The following is a 19,206-nucleotide window of genomic DNA, read 5'->3' on the forward strand; positions in this document are numbered from 1 at the left end:
GTCACGGTTGGCACGAAAGGGTGCGACATTCATTTCGAATGTTTCGGTTGTTTCGAGTATTTCGTTTATCCGGCCCGCCGGAGCCTTCCGAGCACCCGCCCGGACCGCGCCCCGCCCGCGAAACCACCAAAGGAACACAGGCCCGCAACCCGCGTTGTCGTCTACGCTTTTCGCCCCTCGATCCGTCCTCGCAAACCCGGAGTCAGCCCCTCCCATGAAGCCAACCGCCCTGGCCCTCGGCCTCGCCGCCCTCCTCGCCACCGCCGGCTGCTCCCAGTTCGACCAGGCCTTCGCGCCGCCGCCGCCCAGCGCGCTGTCGCAGCCGATCCCGGCCTCGGAGGTCGAATGGTCGAAGAAGAGCGGCCCCAACACGGTGAGCGGCGTGGCGACCATGAAGGCGGGCGACACGACCCACACCTGCGCCGGCCAGGGCGCCAACCTCGTGCCCGACAGCGCCTATGCCCGCGCCCGCATGACGGCGATCTTCGGCAACGACATGCGCGGCACCCGCGCCTCGAGCCAGGGCCCGGCGAAGTTCGACCGCGACGACCCGCTCTACGTCTCGACCCTGCGCCGCACCACCTGCGACGCCTCCGGCAGCTTCTCCTTCCCGCGCGTCCCCGACGGCGTCTGGTACGTCACGACCGCCGTGAAGTGGGACGGCCCCGGCGACCGCGCCGAGGGCGGCTCGATGATGAAGCGCGTGGACGTGCGGGGCGGGAAGCTGGTGAAGGTGACTTTGCCTTGAGGAGTGGGGCTGATGTCGCGAATCGTCGGACGCACTGGTTAAGCGGAATAGTTAGGCAATTAGCTATCCGCTCCAATCTCACCCACCCGTGATCCCCCGCCCCTGATCCGCCCGCCCGCGTGCTACAGTACCAGCCCCATGCCGCCTCTCTCGCGCCGCACCTGGAGCTGGACCTTCGATCTGCCGCCATCCGTGCTGTGGCCGGTGCTGGCCGACACCAACCGCTTCAACGAGGCGATGGGTCTGCCGCCCTATCTGCTGGAGGAGACGCCGCAGCCCAACGGCACGGTGCTGCGCCGCGGCCGGGGCAAGGCGGCGGGGTTCACGCTCGAATGGGAGGAGAAGCCCTACGAGTGGGTGCTGGGCCGGCATTTCAACGTGTCGCGGGTCTTCTCCAAGGGGCCGTTCCGCCGCTTCGGGCCGGTGTTCGATCTCGAGCCCGACGGCAAGGGTGGCTCGGTGGTCCGCTACGCGCTCGAATGGGAGCCGCTCACCCTGATGGGCCGCCTGTTTGGCCGCCGCCTGGCCGAGCAGGCCGGCGCCGCCGTTGCGGCGCGCATCCTGGAGGCCGTGTCCTTCCTCAAGGGCCAGCGCGAGACGCCGTTCGAGCTGCCGCAGCCGGTGCTGCCGGAGGGCGCGTTCGAGCGCGCGGCGGCGATGGCGGCGGAGATCGACCGCAGCCCCTACGGCAACGGGCTCGGCCGCGTGCTGACCGGCACGGTGCTGGGCGGCATGGCGGGCGACCTCGCCCATCTCAAGCCCAAGCGGCTGGCGCGCCAGATCGGCGTGGCACCGCGCGCCGCCATCGAGGCCTGCCTCGCCTCGGTGCGGGCGGGGCTTCTGACCATGAGCTGGGACCTGCTCTGCACCAACTGCCGCGGGCCCAAGCTCTCGGCCTCGGCCCTGTCGGAACTGCCGCGCGGCGCGCACTGCCCCTCCTGCAACATCGATTACGACCGCGACTTCGAGAAGAACGTCGAGCTCACCTTCGCGCCCGCGCCCTCGGTGCGGCCGCTGATGGCGGGCGGCTTCTGCCTCTCCGGCCCGATGGCGACGCCGCATGTCGCGGTCCAGCTTCTTCTGGCGCCGGGCGAGCGGCGGACGGTGGCGATCGATCTGCCGCCCGGCCGCTACCGGCTGCGCACGCTCCATCCCGGCGCGACGGTCGATGTCGAGCATGAGGGCGGGCCGTTCCCCGGCCTTAGGGTGACGGCGTCGGGCGTCGAGGCGATGGCGCCCCCCGGTGAGGTAAGCTCTTCGGGCGAGGCGGGAACCGTCGACTTCGTGAACGAGGCGGGCTTCGAACTGGCGGCGCTGATCGAGGACCGGACCTGGACGCGCGAGGCGCTGACCGTGCCGGAGGTGATCTCGCTGCAGGCCTTCCGCGATCTCTTCGCCGCCGCGACCCTGCGGCCGGGCGACGAGGCCGGGGTGAGCCAGGTGGCGCTGCTCTTTTCCGACCTGCGCGGCTCGACCGCGCTCTACGAGCGGCTGGGCGATGCCGCCGCCTACAACGTCGTGCGCGAGCATTTCGCGCTGCTGGCCGCCATCGTGCGCGACCATGACGGCGCGGTGGTGAAGACCATCGGCGACGCGGTCATGGCCTCGTTCGGCGATCCCGCCCATGCGGTGCGGGCGGCGCTCGCCATGCAGGCCCGCATCGCCGACCAGGATCTGTCTCTCAAGCTCGGCGTCCACATGGGCCCCAGCGTGGTGGTGACCCTGAACGACCGGCTCGACTATTTCGGCTCCACGGTAAACATGGCCGCGCGCCTGCAGGGCCAGAGCGCGGGCGGCGACGTGGTGCTGAGTCGTGCCGTGGCCGACGATCCCGCCGTCCAGACCGTCATCGCCGACGTCCCGAAGCGCGAGGAAGAGGTCGCGCTGAAGGGCTTCGACCGCCCCGTCAGCTTCGTACGTCTTCTTCAAGCTCCTCTCCCCCGCTAGGGGGAGAGGCTGGGTGAGGGGGCGACGCACCGCCTGTAACCCCCTCACCTAACCTCTCCCCCTATCGGGGGAGAGGAACATGAGGTTGAGCGTGAGCTTTCAAGCTCCTCTTCCCCTAGCGGGGGCGAGGAACATGATGATGAGGCGTGGCTCCTTTCATACTCCTCTCCCCCGATAGGGGGAGAGGCTGGGTGAGGGGGCTACGCACGGACTCACGTCCCGAAGAACGCGCCCATCACCGCCGCCGCCTCGTCGTTGGCCTTCAGGCCCTGCTTCAAAAACCGCGTGAGCGAGAAGAAGCCGTGGATGGTGCCGGGATAGTTGACGTAGGTCGTCTTCACGCCGGCGTCGATCAGGCGGTTGGCATAGGCGCGGCCCTCGTCGCGCAGCGGGTCGTAGCCCGCGGTGAGCACGAAGGCGGGCGGCAGGCCGGTGAAGTCCTTTGCGAGCAGCGGCGACAGGCGCAGGTCCGAGAGGTCGGTGCCGGCCGGCACGTAGGCCTTCCAGAACCAGTCCATCAGGCCTTTACTCAGGAAATAGCCCTCGGCGAAGGATTTGCGCGAGCCGCTCTCCTGGCTGGAGTCCGTCGCGGGATAGATCAGCATCTGGAAGGCGGGGCCGGCTTCCTTCGCATCGCGCATCGCCTGGCACACGACGGCCGCCATCGCGCCGCCCGCCGAATCGCCGCCGACCGCGAGGCGCGCCGGATCGGCGCCCAGCGCGGCGGCGTTGTCGCGGACGTGGCGGAACGCGGCGATGCCGTCGTCGATCGGGGCGGGGAAGGGATGCTCGGGCGACAGGCGGTAGTCGATCGAGATCACCTGGCAGCGGCTCCTGTTGGCCAGCCGCCGGCAGGTCGAATCGTGCGTCTCGATGGTGCCGATCACGAAGCCGCCGCCGTGATAGTAGATCAGCGTCGGCAGGCTGCCGGGCGTGACGCCGAGCGGGAGGTAGCGCCGGTATTTGATTTGGCCGCCCGGTCCGGCGAAGGCGCCGTCGATGGTTTCCGCGACCTCGGGCGGATCGGCCTCGCTGTCCTCCGACATCTTGTCGACCGCCTGCCGGCCGATCGCGTGCGGCAGGGATTCCAGCTTCGGCCGGCCGGCCTTGGTGGCCTCTTCCATCAGGTCGAGCAGGATACGGGCTTCGGCGTCGAGCATTCATGTCCTCCGATTCGTCGGGCGGACTCTGCGCGGCAGGGCGCGGGGCGACAAGGGGGTGATCGAGGGCGATGGGGCGCGGGTGATCCGGCGGGCGTCCGTTCGACGTACAATCGGCATGACATCCACCCTGCCGTCCCGCTTCTCCCTACTCGGCCTGCTCGCGCTGCTGGGCGCCTGTGCCTCGCCGCCGGACGCGACCGTCGCCGCCTCGTCCCCGCCGCTGGTGCTGGAACAGTTCTTCCCCGGCCGCACGGTAGGCCAAGGCGTCTTCACCAACAGCTGGACCGGCTCGCAGCGCCGCTTCGACGTGGTGATCGACGGCGCCTGGGACGGCAAGACGCTGACCCTGGTCGAGGACTTCGCCTATGCCGACGGCGAGAAGGACCGCAAGACCTGGCGCCTGGAGCGCACCGCGCCCGGCACCTATGTCGGCATGCGCGAGGACGTGGTCGGCCAGGCGCGCGCCTGGACCGAGGGCAAGGTGGTGCGGCTGGAATATGCGGTGAGCCTGGGCGGCTGGACCGTCGACTTCTCCGACGTGCTCGCGCTCAATCCCGACGGCTCCCTGATCAACAAGGCCACCGTCGGCAAATGGGGCATCCGCGTCGGCCGGGTCGAACTCGAACTCCGCCGCGCGCCGGGGAGTTGACCCAGGTCGTCTTGAGCGAAGCGAAAGACCTGGCCGGACGACCAGGGTACTCCCTGGCGAGCGTGAGGTCCTTCGCCGCGCTCAGGACGACAAAGACAAAGAGCTAGAACTCGACGTCGAGCTCCTCGACTTCCTCGGGCTCGGACTTCGCGGCCGCGATCCATTCCAGCATCGCGGGGAAGCGCAGCATCAGGTCGCGATAGCCGGCCGAGGCCTCATCGAGCTTCACGTTGTAGGTCTGGAAGCGGGTGCAGACGGGAGCGTACATGGCGTCGGCCATGGTCGGCGTCTTCCCGAACAGGTAGGGCCCGCCATACTTCTGCAGGCAGTCGCGCCAGATCGCGGTCACCCGCTCGATGTCGGCCTGGGCACCGCCCCACACCTTGAAGCTTTCGTGACGGACCTTGAGGTTCATCGGCAGGGCCGAGCGCAGGTTGGCGAAGCCCGAATGCATCTCGCCGCAGACCGCCCGGCAATGGGCGCGGGCTGCCGGATCCTTGGGCAGCAGGCCGGCGTCGGGCCTGGTCTCGTGCAGATATTCGGCAATCGCCAGCGTGTCCCAGACCTTGACCGGACCGTCCTCCAGGGAGGGCACCAGGAACGAGGGGGACAGCAGCAGAAGCTCGGCGCGCGTCGAGGGATCGTCCCAGGGCGCGACCCGCTCCTCGAAATCCAGGCCGGCCATCCGGCAGAGAAGAAAACCTCTCAGTGACCAAGAGGAATAGTTTTTGCTACTGATGGTGAGCGAGGCCTTGGCCATGGACTCCACCCCTCCCGGTTGGTGGGACTGTCTGTATCTTAGGTGCCCGCAAACATGCAAATACCGAGCCGGTCGCCCCTTATGCTTTATGCGATGTATCAGACCGCCGCCGACATGATGCTCCCGGTCCGCCTCTGGGCGACAGCGGCAGGGCAGACCCTTTCCAACGGGGGAAGTCCGACGCCCGACAGCTGGCGGGCGGCCAGCGCGCTGTGCGAGATGACGACGCGGGCCACGCTCAGCCATCGCCGACCCTCCTTCGGCATCACCGAGGTGCCCTACGGCAACCAGACGGTGGCGGTGCGCGAGGAAGAGGTCTTCGCCACGCCGTTCGGGACCCTGCTGCGCTTCGCCAAGGTGGGTGTGCCGCCGCAGCCCAAGGTCCTGCTGGTCGCGCCTCTTTCAGGGCACTTTGCGACGCTTCTGCGCGATACCGTGCGCGTCCTGCTGCCCGACCACGACGTCCACATCACCGACTGGGCCAATGCCCGCGACGTCGGCATCTGGAACGGCCGCTTCGGCTTCGACGAATATGTCGAGCACCTGATCAAGTTTCTCGAGGTGATGGGCGAAGGCGTCCATGTCATCGCGGTCTGCCAACCCTGCGTGCAGGCGCTGGCGGCGGTGGCGATCATGGCCGAGGACGACAATCCGGCGCAGCCGCGCAGCATGACCCTGATGGCCGGCCCGATCGACACCCGCATCAGCCCGACCAAGGTCAACGAGCTGGCGATGGGCAAGCCGATCAGCTGGTTCGAGCAGAACCTGATCCATCGCGTGCCGATGCGCTATCCCGGCGCCACAAGGCGGGTCTATCCCGGCTTCATCCAGCTCACCGCCTTCATGAGCATGAACGCCGAGCGCCACATCAAGGCGCAGGTCGAGCTCTACCAGCATCTGTCCAAGGGCGAGACCGAGCAGGCCAACACCATCAAGGCCTTCTACGACGAGTATTTCGCCGTGCTCGACATGGCCGCCGAATTCTATCTCGAGACCGTTCAGTGGGTGTTCCAGGAGCACCGGCTGCCCAAGGGCGAGCTCGACTGGAAGGGCCGCCGGGTCGATCCCAAGGCGATCCGCCGCACCGCTTTGTTCACCATCGAGGGCGAGCGCGACGATATCTGCGCGCTGGGCCAGACCGTGGCCGCCCACGACCTCTGTTCCAGCCTGCGGCCCTATCGCAAGAAGCACTACATGCAGGCCGGCGTCGGCCATTACGGCGTGTTCAGCGGCCGCCGCTGGGCCACCCAGATCTATCCCTTGGTGCGAAACACGATTCTTGCGAACGAATAGCGGGGCTTTTTGAGGCCGGAAATCCGCAGTACATTGCGGGTATGGCCGATTTTCCGAAGAAGACCCTCGCCGACTGGGAAAAGCTCGCAGCGAAGGAGCTGCGCGACCGCCCGCTCGATGACCTCACCTGGATGACCCCCGAGGGGATTCCGGTGAAGCCGCTCTACACGGCCGCCGACCTCGAGCAGATCGAGACGGTGGGCTCGCTGCCCGGCTTCCCGCCCTTCACGCGCGGCCCCAAGGCCACGATGTACGCCGGCCGTCCCTGGACGGTCCGCCAGTATGCCGGCTTCTCGACCGCCGAAGAGAGCAACAAGTTCTATCGCGCCAATCTCGCGGCCGGCCAGATGGGCCTGTCGGTGGCCTTCGATCTCGCCACCCATCGCGGCTACGATTCAGATCATCCCCGCGTCGTCGGCGACGTCGGCAAGGCGGGCGTGGCGATCGATTCGGTCGAGGACATGAAGATCCTGTTCGACGGCATCCCGCTCGACAAGATGAGCGTGTCGATGACGATGAACGGCGCCGTGCTGCCGGTGCTGGCCGGCTACATCGTCGCCGCCGAGGAGCAGGGCGTGCCGCAGGACAAGCTCGCGGGCACGATCCAGAACGACATCCTCAAGGAGTTCATGGTCCGGAATACCTATATCTATCCGCCCGGACCTTCGATGCGCATCGTGGCCGACATCATCGAGCACACCGCGCTCTACATGCCCAAGTTCAACTCGATCTCGATCTCCGGCTATCACATGCAGGAGGCGGGCTCGACGCTGGTCCAGGAGCTGGCGTTCACGCTGGCCGACGGCCTCGAATACGTGCGCGCCGCCAAGGCCAAGGGCCTCGACATCGACGCCTTCGCGCCGCGCCTCTCGTTCTTCTTCTGCATCGGCATGAACTTCTTCATGGAAGCCGCCAAGCTGCGCGCCGCGCGCTTCCTGTGGGCCGAGCTGATCAAGCCGTTCGAGCCCAAGAAGGTCGATTCGCTGTCGCTGCGCACCCACTGCCAGACCTCGGGCGTCTCGCTCACCGAGAAGGACCCGTACAACAACGTGATCCGCACCGCCTACGAGGCGATGGCGGCGGTGCTGGGCGGCACGCAGTCGCTGCACACCAACTCGTTCGACGAGGCGATCGCGCTGCCGACGCCGACCTCGGCGCGCATCGCGCGCAACACCCAGCTGATCCTCCAACACGAGACCGGCGTCACCAAGGTCGTCGATCCGCTGGCCGGCAGCTACTACGTCGAATCGCTGACCGCGAGCCTGGTCGCCGAGGCGCGCAAGCTGATCGAGGAGGTCGAGGCGCTGGGCGGCATGACCAAGGCCGTGGAGGCCGGCATGCCCAAGCTGCGCATCGAGGAGGCCTCGGCGCGGCGCCAGGCCCGCATCGACCGCGGCGAGGAGATCGTGGTCGGCGTGAACAGGTTCCAGCTCAAGGAAGAGGCGGCGATCGACATCCTCGACATCGACAACGATGTCGTGCGCGAGGCACAGCTGAAGCGCCTTCACACGATCCGGACGACCCGCGACGAGGCCAAGTGCGTCGCCGCGCTGAAGGCGCTGGGCGAGGCCGCGCGCACCGGCACCGGCAACCTGCTCGGCCTCTCGATCGAGGCCACGCGCGCCCGCGCCACGGTGGGCGAGATCTCCTCGGCGCTGGAAGGCGTCTACGGCCGCTACCAGGCGACCATCCGCTCGATCTCCGGCGTCTATGCCGGCGAATGGGAGGGCGATGCCGGTCTCGACCGCATCCGCACCGACATCGCCGCCTTCGCCGAGGAGGAGGGCCGCCGGCCGCGTCTCATGGTCGTGAAGATGGGCCAGGACGGCCACGATCGCGGCGCCAAGGTGATCGCCACCGCGTTCGCCGACCTGGGCTTCGACGTCGATGTCGGGCCGCTGTTCCAGACGCCCGAGGAAGCCGCGCGCGCGGCCATCGAGAACGACGTGCACGTGATCGGCATCTCGAGCCAGGCCGCCGGCCACAAGACGCTGGTGCCGCAGCTCATCGAGGAACTGGCCAAGCAGAACGCGTCGGAGATCATGGTCGTGGTGGGCGGCGTCATTCCCGCCCAGGACTACGATTTCCTGAAGAAGGCGGGGGTCGCGGCGATCTACGGACCGGGCACCAACATCCCGGCCGCCGCCGCCGAAATCCTCTCGATCCTGCGCCAGCGCGACCAGAAGCGCGCGGCCTGAGATGACCTAAGGATCCCTTGCTGCGCTCGGGATGACACGAGAGGGTTGTTCCAAGACAGGTGTCATCCCGAGCGCAGCGAGGGATCCTTGACTTCTCGCGGCCTTAAGAATGCCGACCTACTGGGTCTATATCCTCACCAACACCAGCCGGAACGTCATGTACGTCGGTGTGACGAACAACCTCGAAAATCGGATCGCTCAGCATCGCGAAGCTTCACGAGCCGCTACAATGTGACGACCCTCGTTTATGCCGAGGATTACCAGTACGTCGAGGATGCGATCGCCCGGGAAACGCAGGTCAAGGGATGGCGGCGGTCGAAGAAGAATGAGTTGGTCGAGGCCGCCAATCCAACATGGGCTGATCTTTTGGAAGTGTCGCCGAGCAAGGATCCCTCGCTACGCTCGGGATGACACCGTTTTCTGCATTGGCGCACTGCGCAAACCCAGTAAAGGTGTCATCCCGAACGAAGTGAGGGATCCTTCGCTTGCTCGCTACTTCCGCATCGCCTGGCTTTCGTCCGGCGTCATCGGGCGTTCGCGGAAGGAGAGGATGCGGCCGCGGATCGTGCCGAAGCCGGTCTGGGCCTCCAGCTTGGCGGGATAGCGGATCTGGCTCTGGTCCATATGGGCCAGCCAGACGCGCATCGGCCGTTCGCGCTCGGTCTCGGCTTCCTTCGGCGAACTTTCGAATTCGCCGGCCACGCGCTTGGTGAAGATCTCGCAGACGAGGACGTCGCCCTGCGCGCCGGGGATTCCGGCGGAGACGGCGGGTTCGGTGCCGACCTTCCTGATGATGACGTCGATGCGGCGCTTGCCGTCGTTGGTCTGCACCGTGCGGTCGCAGGCCGCGTCGCCGGCCATGCCGACGCTGAGGGCGGCCGAGAGCGGGTCGAGCGAGCCGCGCCGCTGCTCCTCGGAAATGGCGTTCTGCGGCGACGGCGTGTAGGCGGGATTGTGGCTCTCCTGCACCGTGCTGCCGGCATATTGCGCGATCCAGGTGCGCGGCTTGTCGCCGACGACGATCGACAGCGAGCCGGCGGCCGGCCGGGCGCCCTGCGGGGAGAAGCCGCCCCAGGCGCGATTGCGCCCGTCATAGTGCATGGTGACCGCGCGCAGCACGCCTTCCTTGAAGGTACGGCTTTCGATATCGTAGTTCGGACCGTTGAACCGGGCGGTCAGGTCGATCCGGAAGCCGGACAGGCCCGCGAAGGTGATCTCGTAGGCAATATCGACCTGGCGCGCGTCCGAGGCGCCCTGGGCCGACGCTGCCGCAGGCGCGGCCACGCTCAAGACGATCGCTGCCAAGGCCCTACGAAATCTCATGAGACTCCCTTTCCCGGAAGGGCTTACGTCGGCTCCATGGGCACGATAGAAGCCCGACGCTCCCTTCGCCACCCAACATGGTGGCCCAATAAGGCATTTTTCGTTCATGTCGAAACCCGGCCCTGACGGCATCCCCAAGGTCGACGGCCCCCGCGCCTGGGGCGTCATCAAGATTCTCGGACGCCATTTGTGGCCGAAGAATGAACTGGCGCTGCGGGTCCGGGTCGTCATTGCCCTGGTGCTTCTGGTGGTGGCCAAGGTCACCAACGTCTACGTCCCGATTCTCTACAAGGACGCCGTCGATGCGCTGGGAACGCCCGCGGCGCAGGCGGTCGCGGTGCCGATCGCCCTGATCGTCGCCTACGGGGCCGCCCGCGTGCTGGCCCAGGCCTTCGGCGAAATTCGCGACGCCATTTTCGCCCCGGTGGCCCAGCGGGCGATCCGCAACCTGGCGCTCGTCGTGTTCGGGCATCTCCATGCGCTGTCGCTGCGGTTCCATCTCGAGCGGCAGACGGGCGGCATCAGTCGCGTCATCGAGCGCGGCACGCAGGGCATGGACTTCCTGATCCGCTTCACGACCTTCAACATCCTGCCGACGCTGTTCGAGATCATGCTGGTCGGCGGCATCCTGTGGAGCCTCTACGACTGGCGCTTCTCGGTCGTGACGCTGGTCGTGGTCGGCGTCTACATCGTCTTCTCGATCGTCTTCTCGGAATGGCGCATCAAGTTCGTGCGCTACATGAACGAGGCCGACACCGATGCGAATGCCAAGGCGATCGACAGCCTGCTGAACTTCGAGACCGTGAAGTATTTCGGCAACGAGCCGCACGAGGCAAGGCGCTACGATGTCGGCCGCCGGCGCTACGAGAATGCCGCCATCCGCTCCAGCCGCACGCTCTCGCTGCTCAACATCGGGCAGGGCACGATCATCGCGGTGGGCCTCGTCGCCGTCATGGCGATGGCGGGTCAGGGCGTGATCGCCGGCACGATGACGATCGGCGACTTCGTGGCGGTCAACGCCTTCCTGATCCAGCTCTACATGCCGCTCAACATGCTGGGCTTCGCCTATCGCGAGATCCGCAATGCGCTGGTCAACATGGAGAAGATGTTCGGCCTCCTCGACGTGCCGGCCGAGATCGCCGACAGGCCGGGCGCGCCGCCGCTCGCCGTGGCCGGGGGGGAGATCGTGTTCGATCATGTCGACTTCTGCTACGAGCCGTCGCGGCCGATCCTGCACGATGTCAGCTTTCGCGTGGCGCCCGGACATACGGTGGCCATCGTCGGCTCGAGCGGCGCCGGCAAGTCGACCATCTCGCGCATCCTGTTCCGCTTCTACGACGTGTCGGCCGGCCATGTGCGCATCGACGGCCAAGACATCCGCGAGGTCCAGCAGGCGAGCCTGCGCGCCGCGATCGGCGTCGTGCCGCAGGACACCGTGCTGTTCAACGACACGATCTACTACAACATCGCCTACGGACGACCCGGCGCCAGCCGCGAGGAGGTCGAGGAGGCCGCCCGCCTGGCCCGCATCCACGATTTCATCGTGGCCCTGCCGCAGGGCTACGAGGCCACGGTGGGCGAGCGCGGGCTGAAGCTCTCGGGCGGCGAGAAGCAGCGCGTGGCGATCGCGCGGACCATCCTCAAGAACCCGCGCATCCTGTTGTTCGACGAGGCGACCAGCGCGCTCGACACGCGCACCGAGCAGGAAATCCAGCGCTCGCTCGAAGAGGTCAGCCGCGGCCGCACCACGGTGATCATCGCCCATCGCCTGTCGACCATCATCAACGCCGACGAGATCATCGTGCTCGACCGCGGCCGGGTCGCCGAGCGCGGCCGTCATGGCGAACTGCTGGCCCGTAACGGCCTCTATGCCGACATGTGGCGCCGCCAGCAGGAGGCCGCCGCCGCGGCCGAGCGCCGCGTCGAGGAGGCGGCCTCCTTCCGCGCCGAGGGGCATCTGCGTGTCGGCGATTAGGGCGAAGGTCGGACTGGGGGCCACCGGCCCCTGGCGTTCCCTCGTTCCCGTCTTCGTCGCCTGCGCCGCCATCGGCCTGCAGTCGGGCGCGGTGATGCCGCTGGTGCCGCTCGCGCTGGAGCGGCAGGGCGAGGACAAGCTCACCATCGGCATCGTCGCCGCCGCCTGGGCGCTCGGCATGCTCACGACCGGGCCGCACATTCCCCGGCTGGCCGCCCGCTTCGGCGCCGTGCCGCTCATCCTGGCCGCCGTCCTGGCCGGTTCCCTCTGCACGGTCGGCTATACGCTGACCACGCATCCGGTCGCCTGGTTCCTGCTCTCCTTCGTGCACGGCGCGGTCGGCGGCGTGCCGTGGGTGGTGAGCGAGATCTGGATGAACCTCGTCGTCGACGAGAAGCGGCGCGGCCGGGTCATGGCGATCTATGCCGCGATGTTCGCGGGCGGCATGGCGCTGGGACCCTTCGTGCTGCAGATCGTCGGCGTCTACGGGCCGGTGCCGTTCCTGACCTGCGCCGGGCTCGCCCTTCTGGTCGCCCTGCCGCTGCTGCCCTACAGGTACCGGGCGCCGGCGATCCGGCACCACGCCGACAGTGGCTACGGCGCGATCTTCGTGGCGGCGCCGCTGGCCATGCTCGCGGCCTTCGCCGGAGGCCTGGGCGAGCAGGTCGCCTTCAGCTTCCTGCCGGTCTATGCGGTCAGCGCCGGCGTGGCGCCGGAGACCGGCGCGCTGTGGCTCTCGGCCTTCGTGGTCGGCAACGTGGCCCTGCAATGGCCGATCGGCTGGCTGGCCGACCATTCCGACCGGCGCGGCGTGCTGGCCGGTCTCGCAACGGTCAGTGCGGCGCTGGTGATCGGCCTCACCTTCGTGCCGGCCCAGTCGCTCGCCATCGTGGGCGTCATCATGCTGTGGGGCGGCATTTCGTTCGCCATCTATCCGGTGGGCCTGGCGCTGCTTGGGCAGCGCTTCAGCGGCGGCGACATCGCGCGCGCGAATACCGCCTTCAGCCTGATCTACGTCGTGGGTGGGCTGGTCGGCCGGCCGCTGACGGGGGCGGCCATGGATGCGGTGGGTGAACCCGGTCTCGGCTGGACGCTGGGCTTCTTCTACGCGATCGCCACGGGCGGCGCCTTGCTGGCAATGCGCCGCCGCGGCTGATAAGGCTGCTTGCCGATGAATGCGTCCGCAGCGATGTCCGGCGAGTCGGCCGACCCCCTTCTTGCGCCCCTGCTGGCGGGCGACCGGCGTGCCCTCGCCCAGGCCATCACCCTGATCGAATCGACCCGCAGCGACCATCGTGCGCGCGCCGATGCGCTGCTGGCAGAGGTACTGCCGCACACCGGCAAGTCGGTGCGGCTCGGCATCACCGGCGTGCCCGGCGTCGGCAAGTCGACCCTGATCGAACGTTTCGGCCTGTCGCTGCTGGAGCGTGGCCGCTCGCTCGCCGTGCTGGCGATCGATCCCTCGTCCAAGCGCGGCGGCGGCTCGATCCTGGGCGACAAGACGCGCATGGAAGAGCTGTCGCGGCGCCGCGAGGCCTTCATCCGGCCGTCACCGGCCGGCATCACCCTGGGCGGTGTCGCCCGGCGCACGCGCGAGACGATGCTGCTGGTGGAAGCCGCCGGGTTCGACACGGTGATCGTCGAGACGGTGGGCGTCGGCCAGTCCGAGACGGCGGTCTCCGACATGGTCGACATGTTCATCGTGCTGCTGCTGCCGGCCGGCGGCGACGATCTGCAGGGCATCAAGCGCGGCGTGATCGAACTGGCCGATCTGATCGTGGTCAACAAGGCCGACGGCGATCTCAAGGCGACCGCCAGGCGCTCGGCCGCCGACTACCAGCATGCGCTGCGCATGCTGCGCTCGCCGACCCCCGGCTGGACGCCCGAGGTCACCACGAGTTCGGCCCAGACCGGCGACGGCGTCGTCGAAATCTGGGATGTCGTCGAGCGCTTCAACAAGGCGGTGGGCGAGGCGGGGATCCAGAAGCGCCGTGCCGAGCAGGCCCGCGCCTGGATGTGGAACGAGGTCGGCGAAACCCTGCTGGCGGAGCTCAAGGCTCACCCCGAGGTCCGGCGGCGGGTGGGCGCACTGGAACGTGACGTCGAGGCCGGGCGGCTCACGCCCGCCGCGGCGGCCCGGTCCATGCTACAAGCCTTCCATGGTCGCTAAATCCTTCCTGAAACGCGCCCGCCGCGCGGCCGACGCCCAGAAGGAACCCTTCTGGAAGCGCAAGACCCTCGCCGAGATGACCCAGCAGGAATGGGAATCGCTGTGCGACGGCTGCGGCATGTGCTGCGTCAACAAGCTGGAATACGAGGGCACGGGCGAGCTTGCCCAGACCGACACCTGCTGCCGGCTGCTCGACCCCAAGACGGCGCTCTGCAAGGACTACAAGAACCGCAAGAAGATCGTGCCGGAGTGCATCCAGCTGACCCCAAAGGTGGTGGCCAAGATGGACTGGCTCCCCAGGACTTGTGGCTATCGGCTGGTGCACCTCAAGCAGGATCTCTACTGGTGGCATCCGCTGGTCTCGGGCGACCCGAACAGCGTGCACGAGGCGGGAATCTCCGCCCGGGGGCGGGTGATCCCGGAGGACCAGGTTGAGGATATCAGCGAAAGAGTGGTGGACTGGTTCGCTTGACGGGCACCCTTTCGGCCCGTAAAAAGCCGGCCTTCCCGCCCTCCGGCGGGATCGTTTTTTTCAGCGGATATCGCCATGCCTCGTCGTTGCGCCCTCTCGGGCAAGTCCGTCCAGTACGGCAACAATGTGAGCCACGCTAACAACAAGTCGAAGCGCCGGTTCATGTCGAACCTTCAGGTCGCTTCGGTCCTGTCGGATGCGCTGGGCCATGCGGTGCGCCTGCGCCTGACGCCGCGCGGCATCAAGACCATCGAGCACAATGGCGGCATCGACGCCTACCTGCTCGACACGAACGACAGCAAGCTCTCACCCGAGATGAAGGTGCTGAAGCGCCGCGTCGTGTCGGCCAAGGGCAAGAAGGACGCCAAGCAGGCGGCGTAGGCTGAGCGAAGCTCAGCCTCTTGAGCGACAGGACATTGCCTTGCAATGTCCGAGAGCGCCGAAGGACGAACGCCTCTCTCATGACCCCTTCGTCGGCGATTGCGCCGGCACCTCCCCATTTGAATGGGGAGGGGGATCGCGATTCGTCATTGGCACAGCGCCCTGGAGTTTTCCCACTTAAACTCACTCGCACCACCTCATCGTGAGCGGCACGCCGCAGGCGTGCGTCTCGAAGGATGGGCAAAGGACGTGGTGCTCGTGCCCACCCTTGGAGACGCTCACTGCTTTCGCTCCTAGGGTGAGGCCGTTGCTGGAAAGTCTGTTCTGCTTCGAGTGAAGTCAGAAAGACTCTAAGGCGCTACTTCGAACAGCATCAGAATATTGCGCTGAAGCGGATTGAAATTATCGTCCGATATCAGCCAGAGCAGCGTTTCGCCCCGGGCGCCGCGCGTTGCCGCCAGCCCTTCGAGATTGTCGACCGCATAGGGTGAGGCGAGGCGCGCCAGCTCCTCGGGCTGTACCGTGGCGCCGGGCTTGAGCTGGTTGGCCTCGAACCGCATCACCCGGACCCGCACCCCGCGCACCATGTCGAAGGCCCGCTCCAGGGTCGCGAACGAGCCGTCCGGCAGGACCGCCAGCGCGGTCGGCTTGTAGTCGGGGATGGTGGCGTAGGCGAACGGGTTCCAGACGTAGCGGCCGCTGCCGTCCGGCTTGCCGATCCAGCCGGTCACCGTCGCGGGATGCAGGCTGTATTCCTCACTGATGGCGATCAGCGTGCCGTCGGCCAGCGCCGTCATCGCCTCGATGCCGCCATTGGCGGGCTGGCGGCCGATATCGGCCGGCCCTTCGACGGGCAGCGGCGTCGCCGTGAGCGACGTGTAGCGCCAGAGCCGGTGGCGGCGCTCGAAGGCCACCATCCAGGATCCATCCGGCAGGCGCGCCATCGCCTCGGCATCGGCCTCGGGCTTGCTGTCGATCGGCTTGCCGTCCAGTCCGCGCAATTGCCCCATGCTGGCGTCGGCCAGGCCCACCAGCATGCCCTTGGCATCGAAGCGCGGCGTGGCGACCAGCCAGGCGCCTTCGTCGGAAATCGACGTCAGCGTACGACCGTCCGGCGTGATGTGCAGGTCCGACAGCCCGCCGAAATTGCGCGAGCTGGCGCGCATCTCGAGGCCGCCGCGCCAGATCAGGCGGCCGACCCGGGTCGCGGTGGGCTCGTCGATCTTGAGCGTGAGCGGCGAGCTCTCGATGGTGACGGGCTGTTCCTGCGCGCCGGCCGGCGGCGGCGAGACGCCGGCGCAGGCCGCGACGAGCAGGCAGAGCGTGAGGAGGAAGCGGTTGGTCATCGAGTTCGAATTCAGTATCCGTCGTCTCGACCGGAGCCGAGCGAAGCGAGGCGGAGCGGAGAGACCTTTTCTCCACGATTTGCCGTTATTGGGTGGAGAGAAGGTCTCTCCACTCCGCGCTGCGCGCTCCGGTCGAGACGACGGAAAACTTCACTTCCGATTGCGCCCGGGGCTCCGACGGGCGCTCCGGCTCGGGCAGGGTGAAACCCGCCCTGAGACGACGGAGCTTCTCGGGCCGAAGTCAAATAACTGGCTCTAGGCCGCGCGCTTGCCGGACTTGCCGCCCTTGCCGGGCTGCTTGGCCGAGCCGCGGGCGGCGCGCGCGTCCTTCTTGTCGTCGTCGTCGAACAGCGAGGCGAGCTGCTCCATCATCGTGCCGCCCAGCTGATCGGCGTCGACGATGGTGACGGCGCGACGATAGTAGCGCGTGACGTCGTGACCAATACCGATGGCGACCAGTTCGACCGGCGAGCGCGTCTCGATCCAGTCGATCACGTCCCGCAGGTGCCGCTCGAGATAGTTGCCGGGATTGACCGACAGGGTGGAATCGTCGACCGGCGCGCCGTCGGAGATCACCATCATGATCTTGCGTTCTTCGGGGCGCGGCAGCAGGCGGCTGTGCGCCCACAGCAGCGCCTCGCCGTCGATGTTCTCCTTGAGGATGCCCTCGCGCAGCATCAGGCCCAGGTTCTTGCGGGCGCGACGCCACGGCGCGTCGGCCGGCTTGTAGACGATGTGGCGCAGGTCGTTGAGGCGGCCCGGGTTTGCCGGCTTGCCGGCGGCGAGCCACTGCTCGCGGCTCTGGCCGCCCTTCCAGGCGCGCGTCGTGAAGCCCAGGATCTCGACCTTCACGCCGCAGCGCTCGAGCGTGCGCGCGAGAATGTCGGCGCTCATCGCCGCCACCGTGATCGGCCGGCCGCGCATCGAGCCGGAATTGTCGATCAGCAGCGAGACCACGGTGTCGCGGAAGTTGGTGTCGCGCTCGGTCTTGAACGACAGAGCGTGCATCGGGTTGGTGACGACGCGGGTGAGGCGCGCGGCGTCGAGGATGCCCTCGTCGAGATCGAACTCCCAGGCGCGGTTCTGCTGCGCCATCAGGCGGCGCTGCAGGCGATTGGCGAGCTTGCCGATCACGCCCTGAAGGTGGGCGAGCTGCTGGTCGAGATGGTTGCGCAGGCGGCCGAGTTCCTCGGCGTCGCACAGCGCGTCGGCCTCGACGATCTCGTCGAACTTGTTGGAATAGGCGTGATACTGCTGGCCGGCGGGCTCGTTGCTGAGCGCCCCCGGCGGCAGCCACGGACGCTCGGCACGGCCCGGCTCCTCCTCGTCGCCCGAGCCCATCTGCATCTCGGTCTGGGCCTGGTCGGCGACGGTCTCGGAAGCATCGTCCTGCTCGGACGCGTCCTCGGATTCCTCGCCCTGGGCGCCGTAGCCCTGGGTCTCGCTCGAATCGCTCTGTTCGTCGCCGGTCTCGTTCGACTGACCGTCGGCGTTCTCCTGGTCCTGCGAGTCCTCGTTGTCGTCGTCCTGCAGTTCGGCCGTCTCGTCGCCGAGCTTGAGGTCGCGGATCAGCTGGCGGGCGGCGCGGGCGAACGCTTCCTGGTTGGTGAGCGAATCGCGCAGCTTCTGGAAATCGCGGCCGGCGGCGCTTTCGATGTCGGAGCGCCACATGTCGACCATCGCCTTGGCCGATTCGGGCGGCTCGGCGCCGAGGAGCTGCTCGCGGGCGATCAGGCCGATCACGTCGGCGATCGGGGCATCTTCCTTGGTCTTGATGCGGGCATGGCCGCGCTGGTCGGAGCGCTGGCGCCACAGGGCGGAGAGATTGTCGGCGACGCCGACCATCTTGCGGGCGCCCAGCGCCTCGACGCGGACCTGCTCGACCGCCTCGAAGATCGCGCGCGCCGCCTCGCCGCGGGGCACGCGGCGCAGATGGGTCTTGCGGTCGTGATGGCGCAGCTTCAGCGCCATCGAGTCGGCCTCGCCGCGGACGCGGCTCACATCCTCGACCGGCAGATCGCGCGCCGGCACGGTGATGCGGGCTTCCTGGCCCAGCAGTGAACCGCCGTCGGGGACGAAGGCTACGTTCACTTCCTTGCGCGACACCGCCCGCATTGTGGTGGCGGTGACGCGACGAAACTCCTCGAGGGGAGTGGAGTCCTTGGCCATGCGGCCCTCTCCGGTTAGTGCAGCTTGCCGCCCTTGGCGCTCGACGACGGCAATTCCTTGCCGAAGCAGCGTTGATAGTACTCGGCGAGCGTGCTGCGCTCGACCTCGTCGCACTTGTTCAGGAAGGTGAGACGGAAGGCAAAGCCCACGTCGCCCCCGAAGATGCGCGCGTTCTCGGCCCAGGTGATCACCGTACGCGGCGACATGACGGTCGAGATGTCGCCGGCGATGAAGCCCGCGCGGGTCAGCTCGGCCAGGGCCACCATGGCGGCGATGGTCTTGCGGCCTTCGTCGCTGTTGTAGTGCGGCGTCTTGGCGGCGACGATGTTCACTTCCTGCTCGTGCGGCAGGTAGTTCAGCGTCGTCACGATCGACCAACGGTCCATCTGGCCCTGGTTGATCTGCTGCGTGCCATGATAGAGGCCCGTCGTGTCGCCGAGGCCGACCGTGTTGGCGGTCGAGAACAGGCGGAACGCCGGATGCGGATGGATGACCTTGTTCTGGTCGAGCAGCGTGAGCTTGCCGTCGACCTCGAGCACGCGCTGGATCACGAACATCACGTCGGCGCGGCCGGCGTCGTATTCGTCGAACACCAGGGCGGTGGGGTTCTGC

17 protein-coding genes and 1 pseudogene are annotated in these 19,206 nt (G+C 67.7%); 12 read left to right on the forward strand and 6 right to left on the reverse strand.

From position 1 onward, the window contains the following. Window positions 1–214 precede the first annotated feature (214 nt). Both ACP15H_RS30340 and ACP15H_RS30345 read left to right on the forward strand, forming a co-directional pair. Window positions 215–748: a hypothetical protein gene (locus ACP15H_RS30340; protein WP_425069826.1), complete on the forward strand. Its 534-nt coding sequence runs from the start codon at window positions 215–217 to the stop codon at window positions 746–748. Between the two features lie 138 nt (window positions 749–886). After that, window positions 887–2,695 carry an adenylate/guanylate cyclase domain-containing protein gene (locus tag ACP15H_RS30345; protein ID WP_425069827.1) on the forward strand — a complete coding sequence of 603 codons (1,809 nt, stop codon included), beginning with the start codon at window positions 887–889 and terminating at the stop codon, window positions 2,693–2,695. A 212-nt stretch (window positions 2,696–2,907) separates the two neighbouring features. Here the strand turns inward: ACP15H_RS30345 and ACP15H_RS30350 are convergent, their stop codons facing one another. Beyond that, entirely contained in the window at window positions 2,908–3,855 is a 948-nt protein-coding gene (locus tag ACP15H_RS30350) for an alpha/beta hydrolase (RefSeq protein ID WP_425069828.1), read from the reverse strand. Between the two features lie 118 nt (window positions 3,856–3,973). Here ACP15H_RS30350 and ACP15H_RS30355 point away from each other — a divergent pair, with 118 nt between their 5' ends. After that, window positions 3,974–4,507: a DUF3833 family protein gene (locus ACP15H_RS30355; RefSeq protein WP_425069829.1), complete on the forward strand. Its 534-nt coding sequence runs from the start codon at window positions 3,974–3,976 to the stop codon at window positions 4,505–4,507. Between the two features lie 103 nt (window positions 4,508–4,610). Here ACP15H_RS30355 and ACP15H_RS30360 read toward each other — a convergent pair whose 3' ends face one another. Beyond that, a complete protein-coding gene (locus tag ACP15H_RS30360; protein ID WP_425069830.1) occupies window positions 4,611–5,267 on the reverse strand; it encodes a glutathione S-transferase family protein in 657 nt (218 codons plus the stop codon). A gap of 81 nt (window positions 5,268–5,348) precedes the next feature. Between ACP15H_RS30360 and ACP15H_RS30365 the strand changes: the two genes are divergently transcribed. The 4 genes from ACP15H_RS30365 to ACP15H_RS30380 all read left to right on the forward strand — a co-directional run bounded on the left by ACP15H_RS30365 (window position 5,349) and on the right by ACP15H_RS30380 (window position 9,169). Continuing rightward, window positions 5,349–6,560, forward strand: coding sequence for a polyhydroxyalkanoate depolymerase (locus ACP15H_RS30365; protein WP_425069831.1), 1,212 nt, complete (start codon window positions 5,349–5,351; stop codon window positions 6,558–6,560). Between the two features lie 41 nt (window positions 6,561–6,601). Beyond that, window positions 6,602–8,758 (forward strand): methylmalonyl-CoA mutase, encoded by a 2,157-nt coding sequence (gene scpA / locus ACP15H_RS30370; protein WP_425069832.1) that lies wholly within the window; start codon window positions 6,602–6,604, stop codon window positions 8,756–8,758. Between the two features lie 157 nt (window positions 8,759–8,915). Continuing rightward, on the forward strand, window positions 8,916–8,993 hold the full coding sequence (locus ACP15H_RS30375) for a GIY-YIG nuclease family protein (protein ID WP_425069989.1): 78 nt from the start codon (window positions 8,916–8,918) through the stop codon (window positions 8,991–8,993). Then, window positions 8,990–9,169, forward strand: coding sequence for a hypothetical protein (locus tag ACP15H_RS30380; RefSeq protein ID WP_425069833.1), 180 nt, complete (start codon window positions 8,990–8,992; stop codon window positions 9,167–9,169). Before ACP15H_RS30375 ends, ACP15H_RS30380 begins: the two co-directional genes overlap by 4 nt. Before the next feature lie 81 nt (window positions 9,170–9,250). Here the strand turns inward: ACP15H_RS30380 and ACP15H_RS30385 are convergent, their stop codons facing one another. Then, complete coding sequence (locus ACP15H_RS30385; RefSeq protein ID WP_425069834.1) at window positions 9,251–10,081, reverse strand: DUF3108 domain-containing protein; 831 nt, start codon at window positions 10,079–10,081, stop codon at window positions 9,251–9,253. A gap of 106 nt (window positions 10,082–10,187) precedes the next feature. On the opposite strand from ACP15H_RS30385, the gene ACP15H_RS30390 reads away from it, so the two are divergent. The 5 genes from ACP15H_RS30390 (at window position 10,188) to rpmB (ending at window position 15,079) form a co-directional block, all read left to right on the forward strand. Next, on the forward strand, window positions 10,188–12,056 hold the full coding sequence (locus ACP15H_RS30390; RefSeq protein ID WP_425069835.1) for an ABCB family ABC transporter ATP-binding protein/permease: 1,869 nt from the start codon (window positions 10,188–10,190) through the stop codon (window positions 12,054–12,056). Then, a complete protein-coding gene (locus ACP15H_RS30395) occupies window positions 12,043–13,212 on the forward strand; it encodes an MFS transporter (RefSeq protein WP_425069836.1) in 1,170 nt (389 codons plus the stop codon). Before ACP15H_RS30390 ends, ACP15H_RS30395 begins: the two co-directional genes overlap by 14 nt. Window positions 13,213–13,227: 15 nt before the next feature. Next, complete coding sequence (gene meaB, locus ACP15H_RS30400) at window positions 13,228–14,226, forward strand: methylmalonyl Co-A mutase-associated GTPase MeaB (RefSeq protein WP_425069837.1); 999 nt, start codon at window positions 13,228–13,230, stop codon at window positions 14,224–14,226. Next, complete coding sequence (locus tag ACP15H_RS30405) at window positions 14,216–14,698, forward strand: YcgN family cysteine cluster protein (protein WP_425069838.1); 483 nt, start codon at window positions 14,216–14,218, stop codon at window positions 14,696–14,698. The genes meaB and ACP15H_RS30405 overlap by 11 nt, the downstream gene beginning before the upstream one ends. A 75-nt stretch (window positions 14,699–14,773) precedes the next feature. Continuing rightward, a complete protein-coding gene (rpmB, locus tag ACP15H_RS30410) occupies window positions 14,774–15,079 on the forward strand; it encodes a 50S ribosomal protein L28 (RefSeq protein WP_425069839.1) in 306 nt (101 codons plus the stop codon). 350 nt (window positions 15,080–15,429) lie between these two features. Here the strand turns inward: rpmB and ACP15H_RS30415 are convergent, their stop codons facing one another. The 3 genes and pseudogenes from ACP15H_RS30415 to ACP15H_RS30425 all read right to left on the reverse strand — a co-directional run. Then, entirely contained in the window at window positions 15,430–16,425 is a 996-nt protein-coding gene (locus ACP15H_RS30415) for an esterase-like activity of phytase family protein (protein ID WP_425069840.1), read from the reverse strand. 255 nt (window positions 16,426–16,680) lie between these two features. Next, window positions 16,681–18,594 carry a cobaltochelatase subunit CobT gene (gene cobT / locus ACP15H_RS30420; RefSeq protein WP_425069841.1) on the reverse strand — a complete coding sequence of 638 codons (1,914 nt, stop codon included), beginning with the start codon at window positions 18,592–18,594 and terminating at the stop codon, window positions 16,681–16,683. Window positions 18,595–18,608: 14 nt separating this feature from the next. Further along, window positions 18,609–19,206, reverse strand: a pseudogene (locus ACP15H_RS30425) (cobaltochelatase subunit CobS); the annotation flags it as partial.

This window comes from Reyranella sp. (assembly GCF_965249915.1).
GTDB lineage: Bacteria > Pseudomonadota > Alphaproteobacteria > Reyranellales > Reyranellaceae > Reyranella.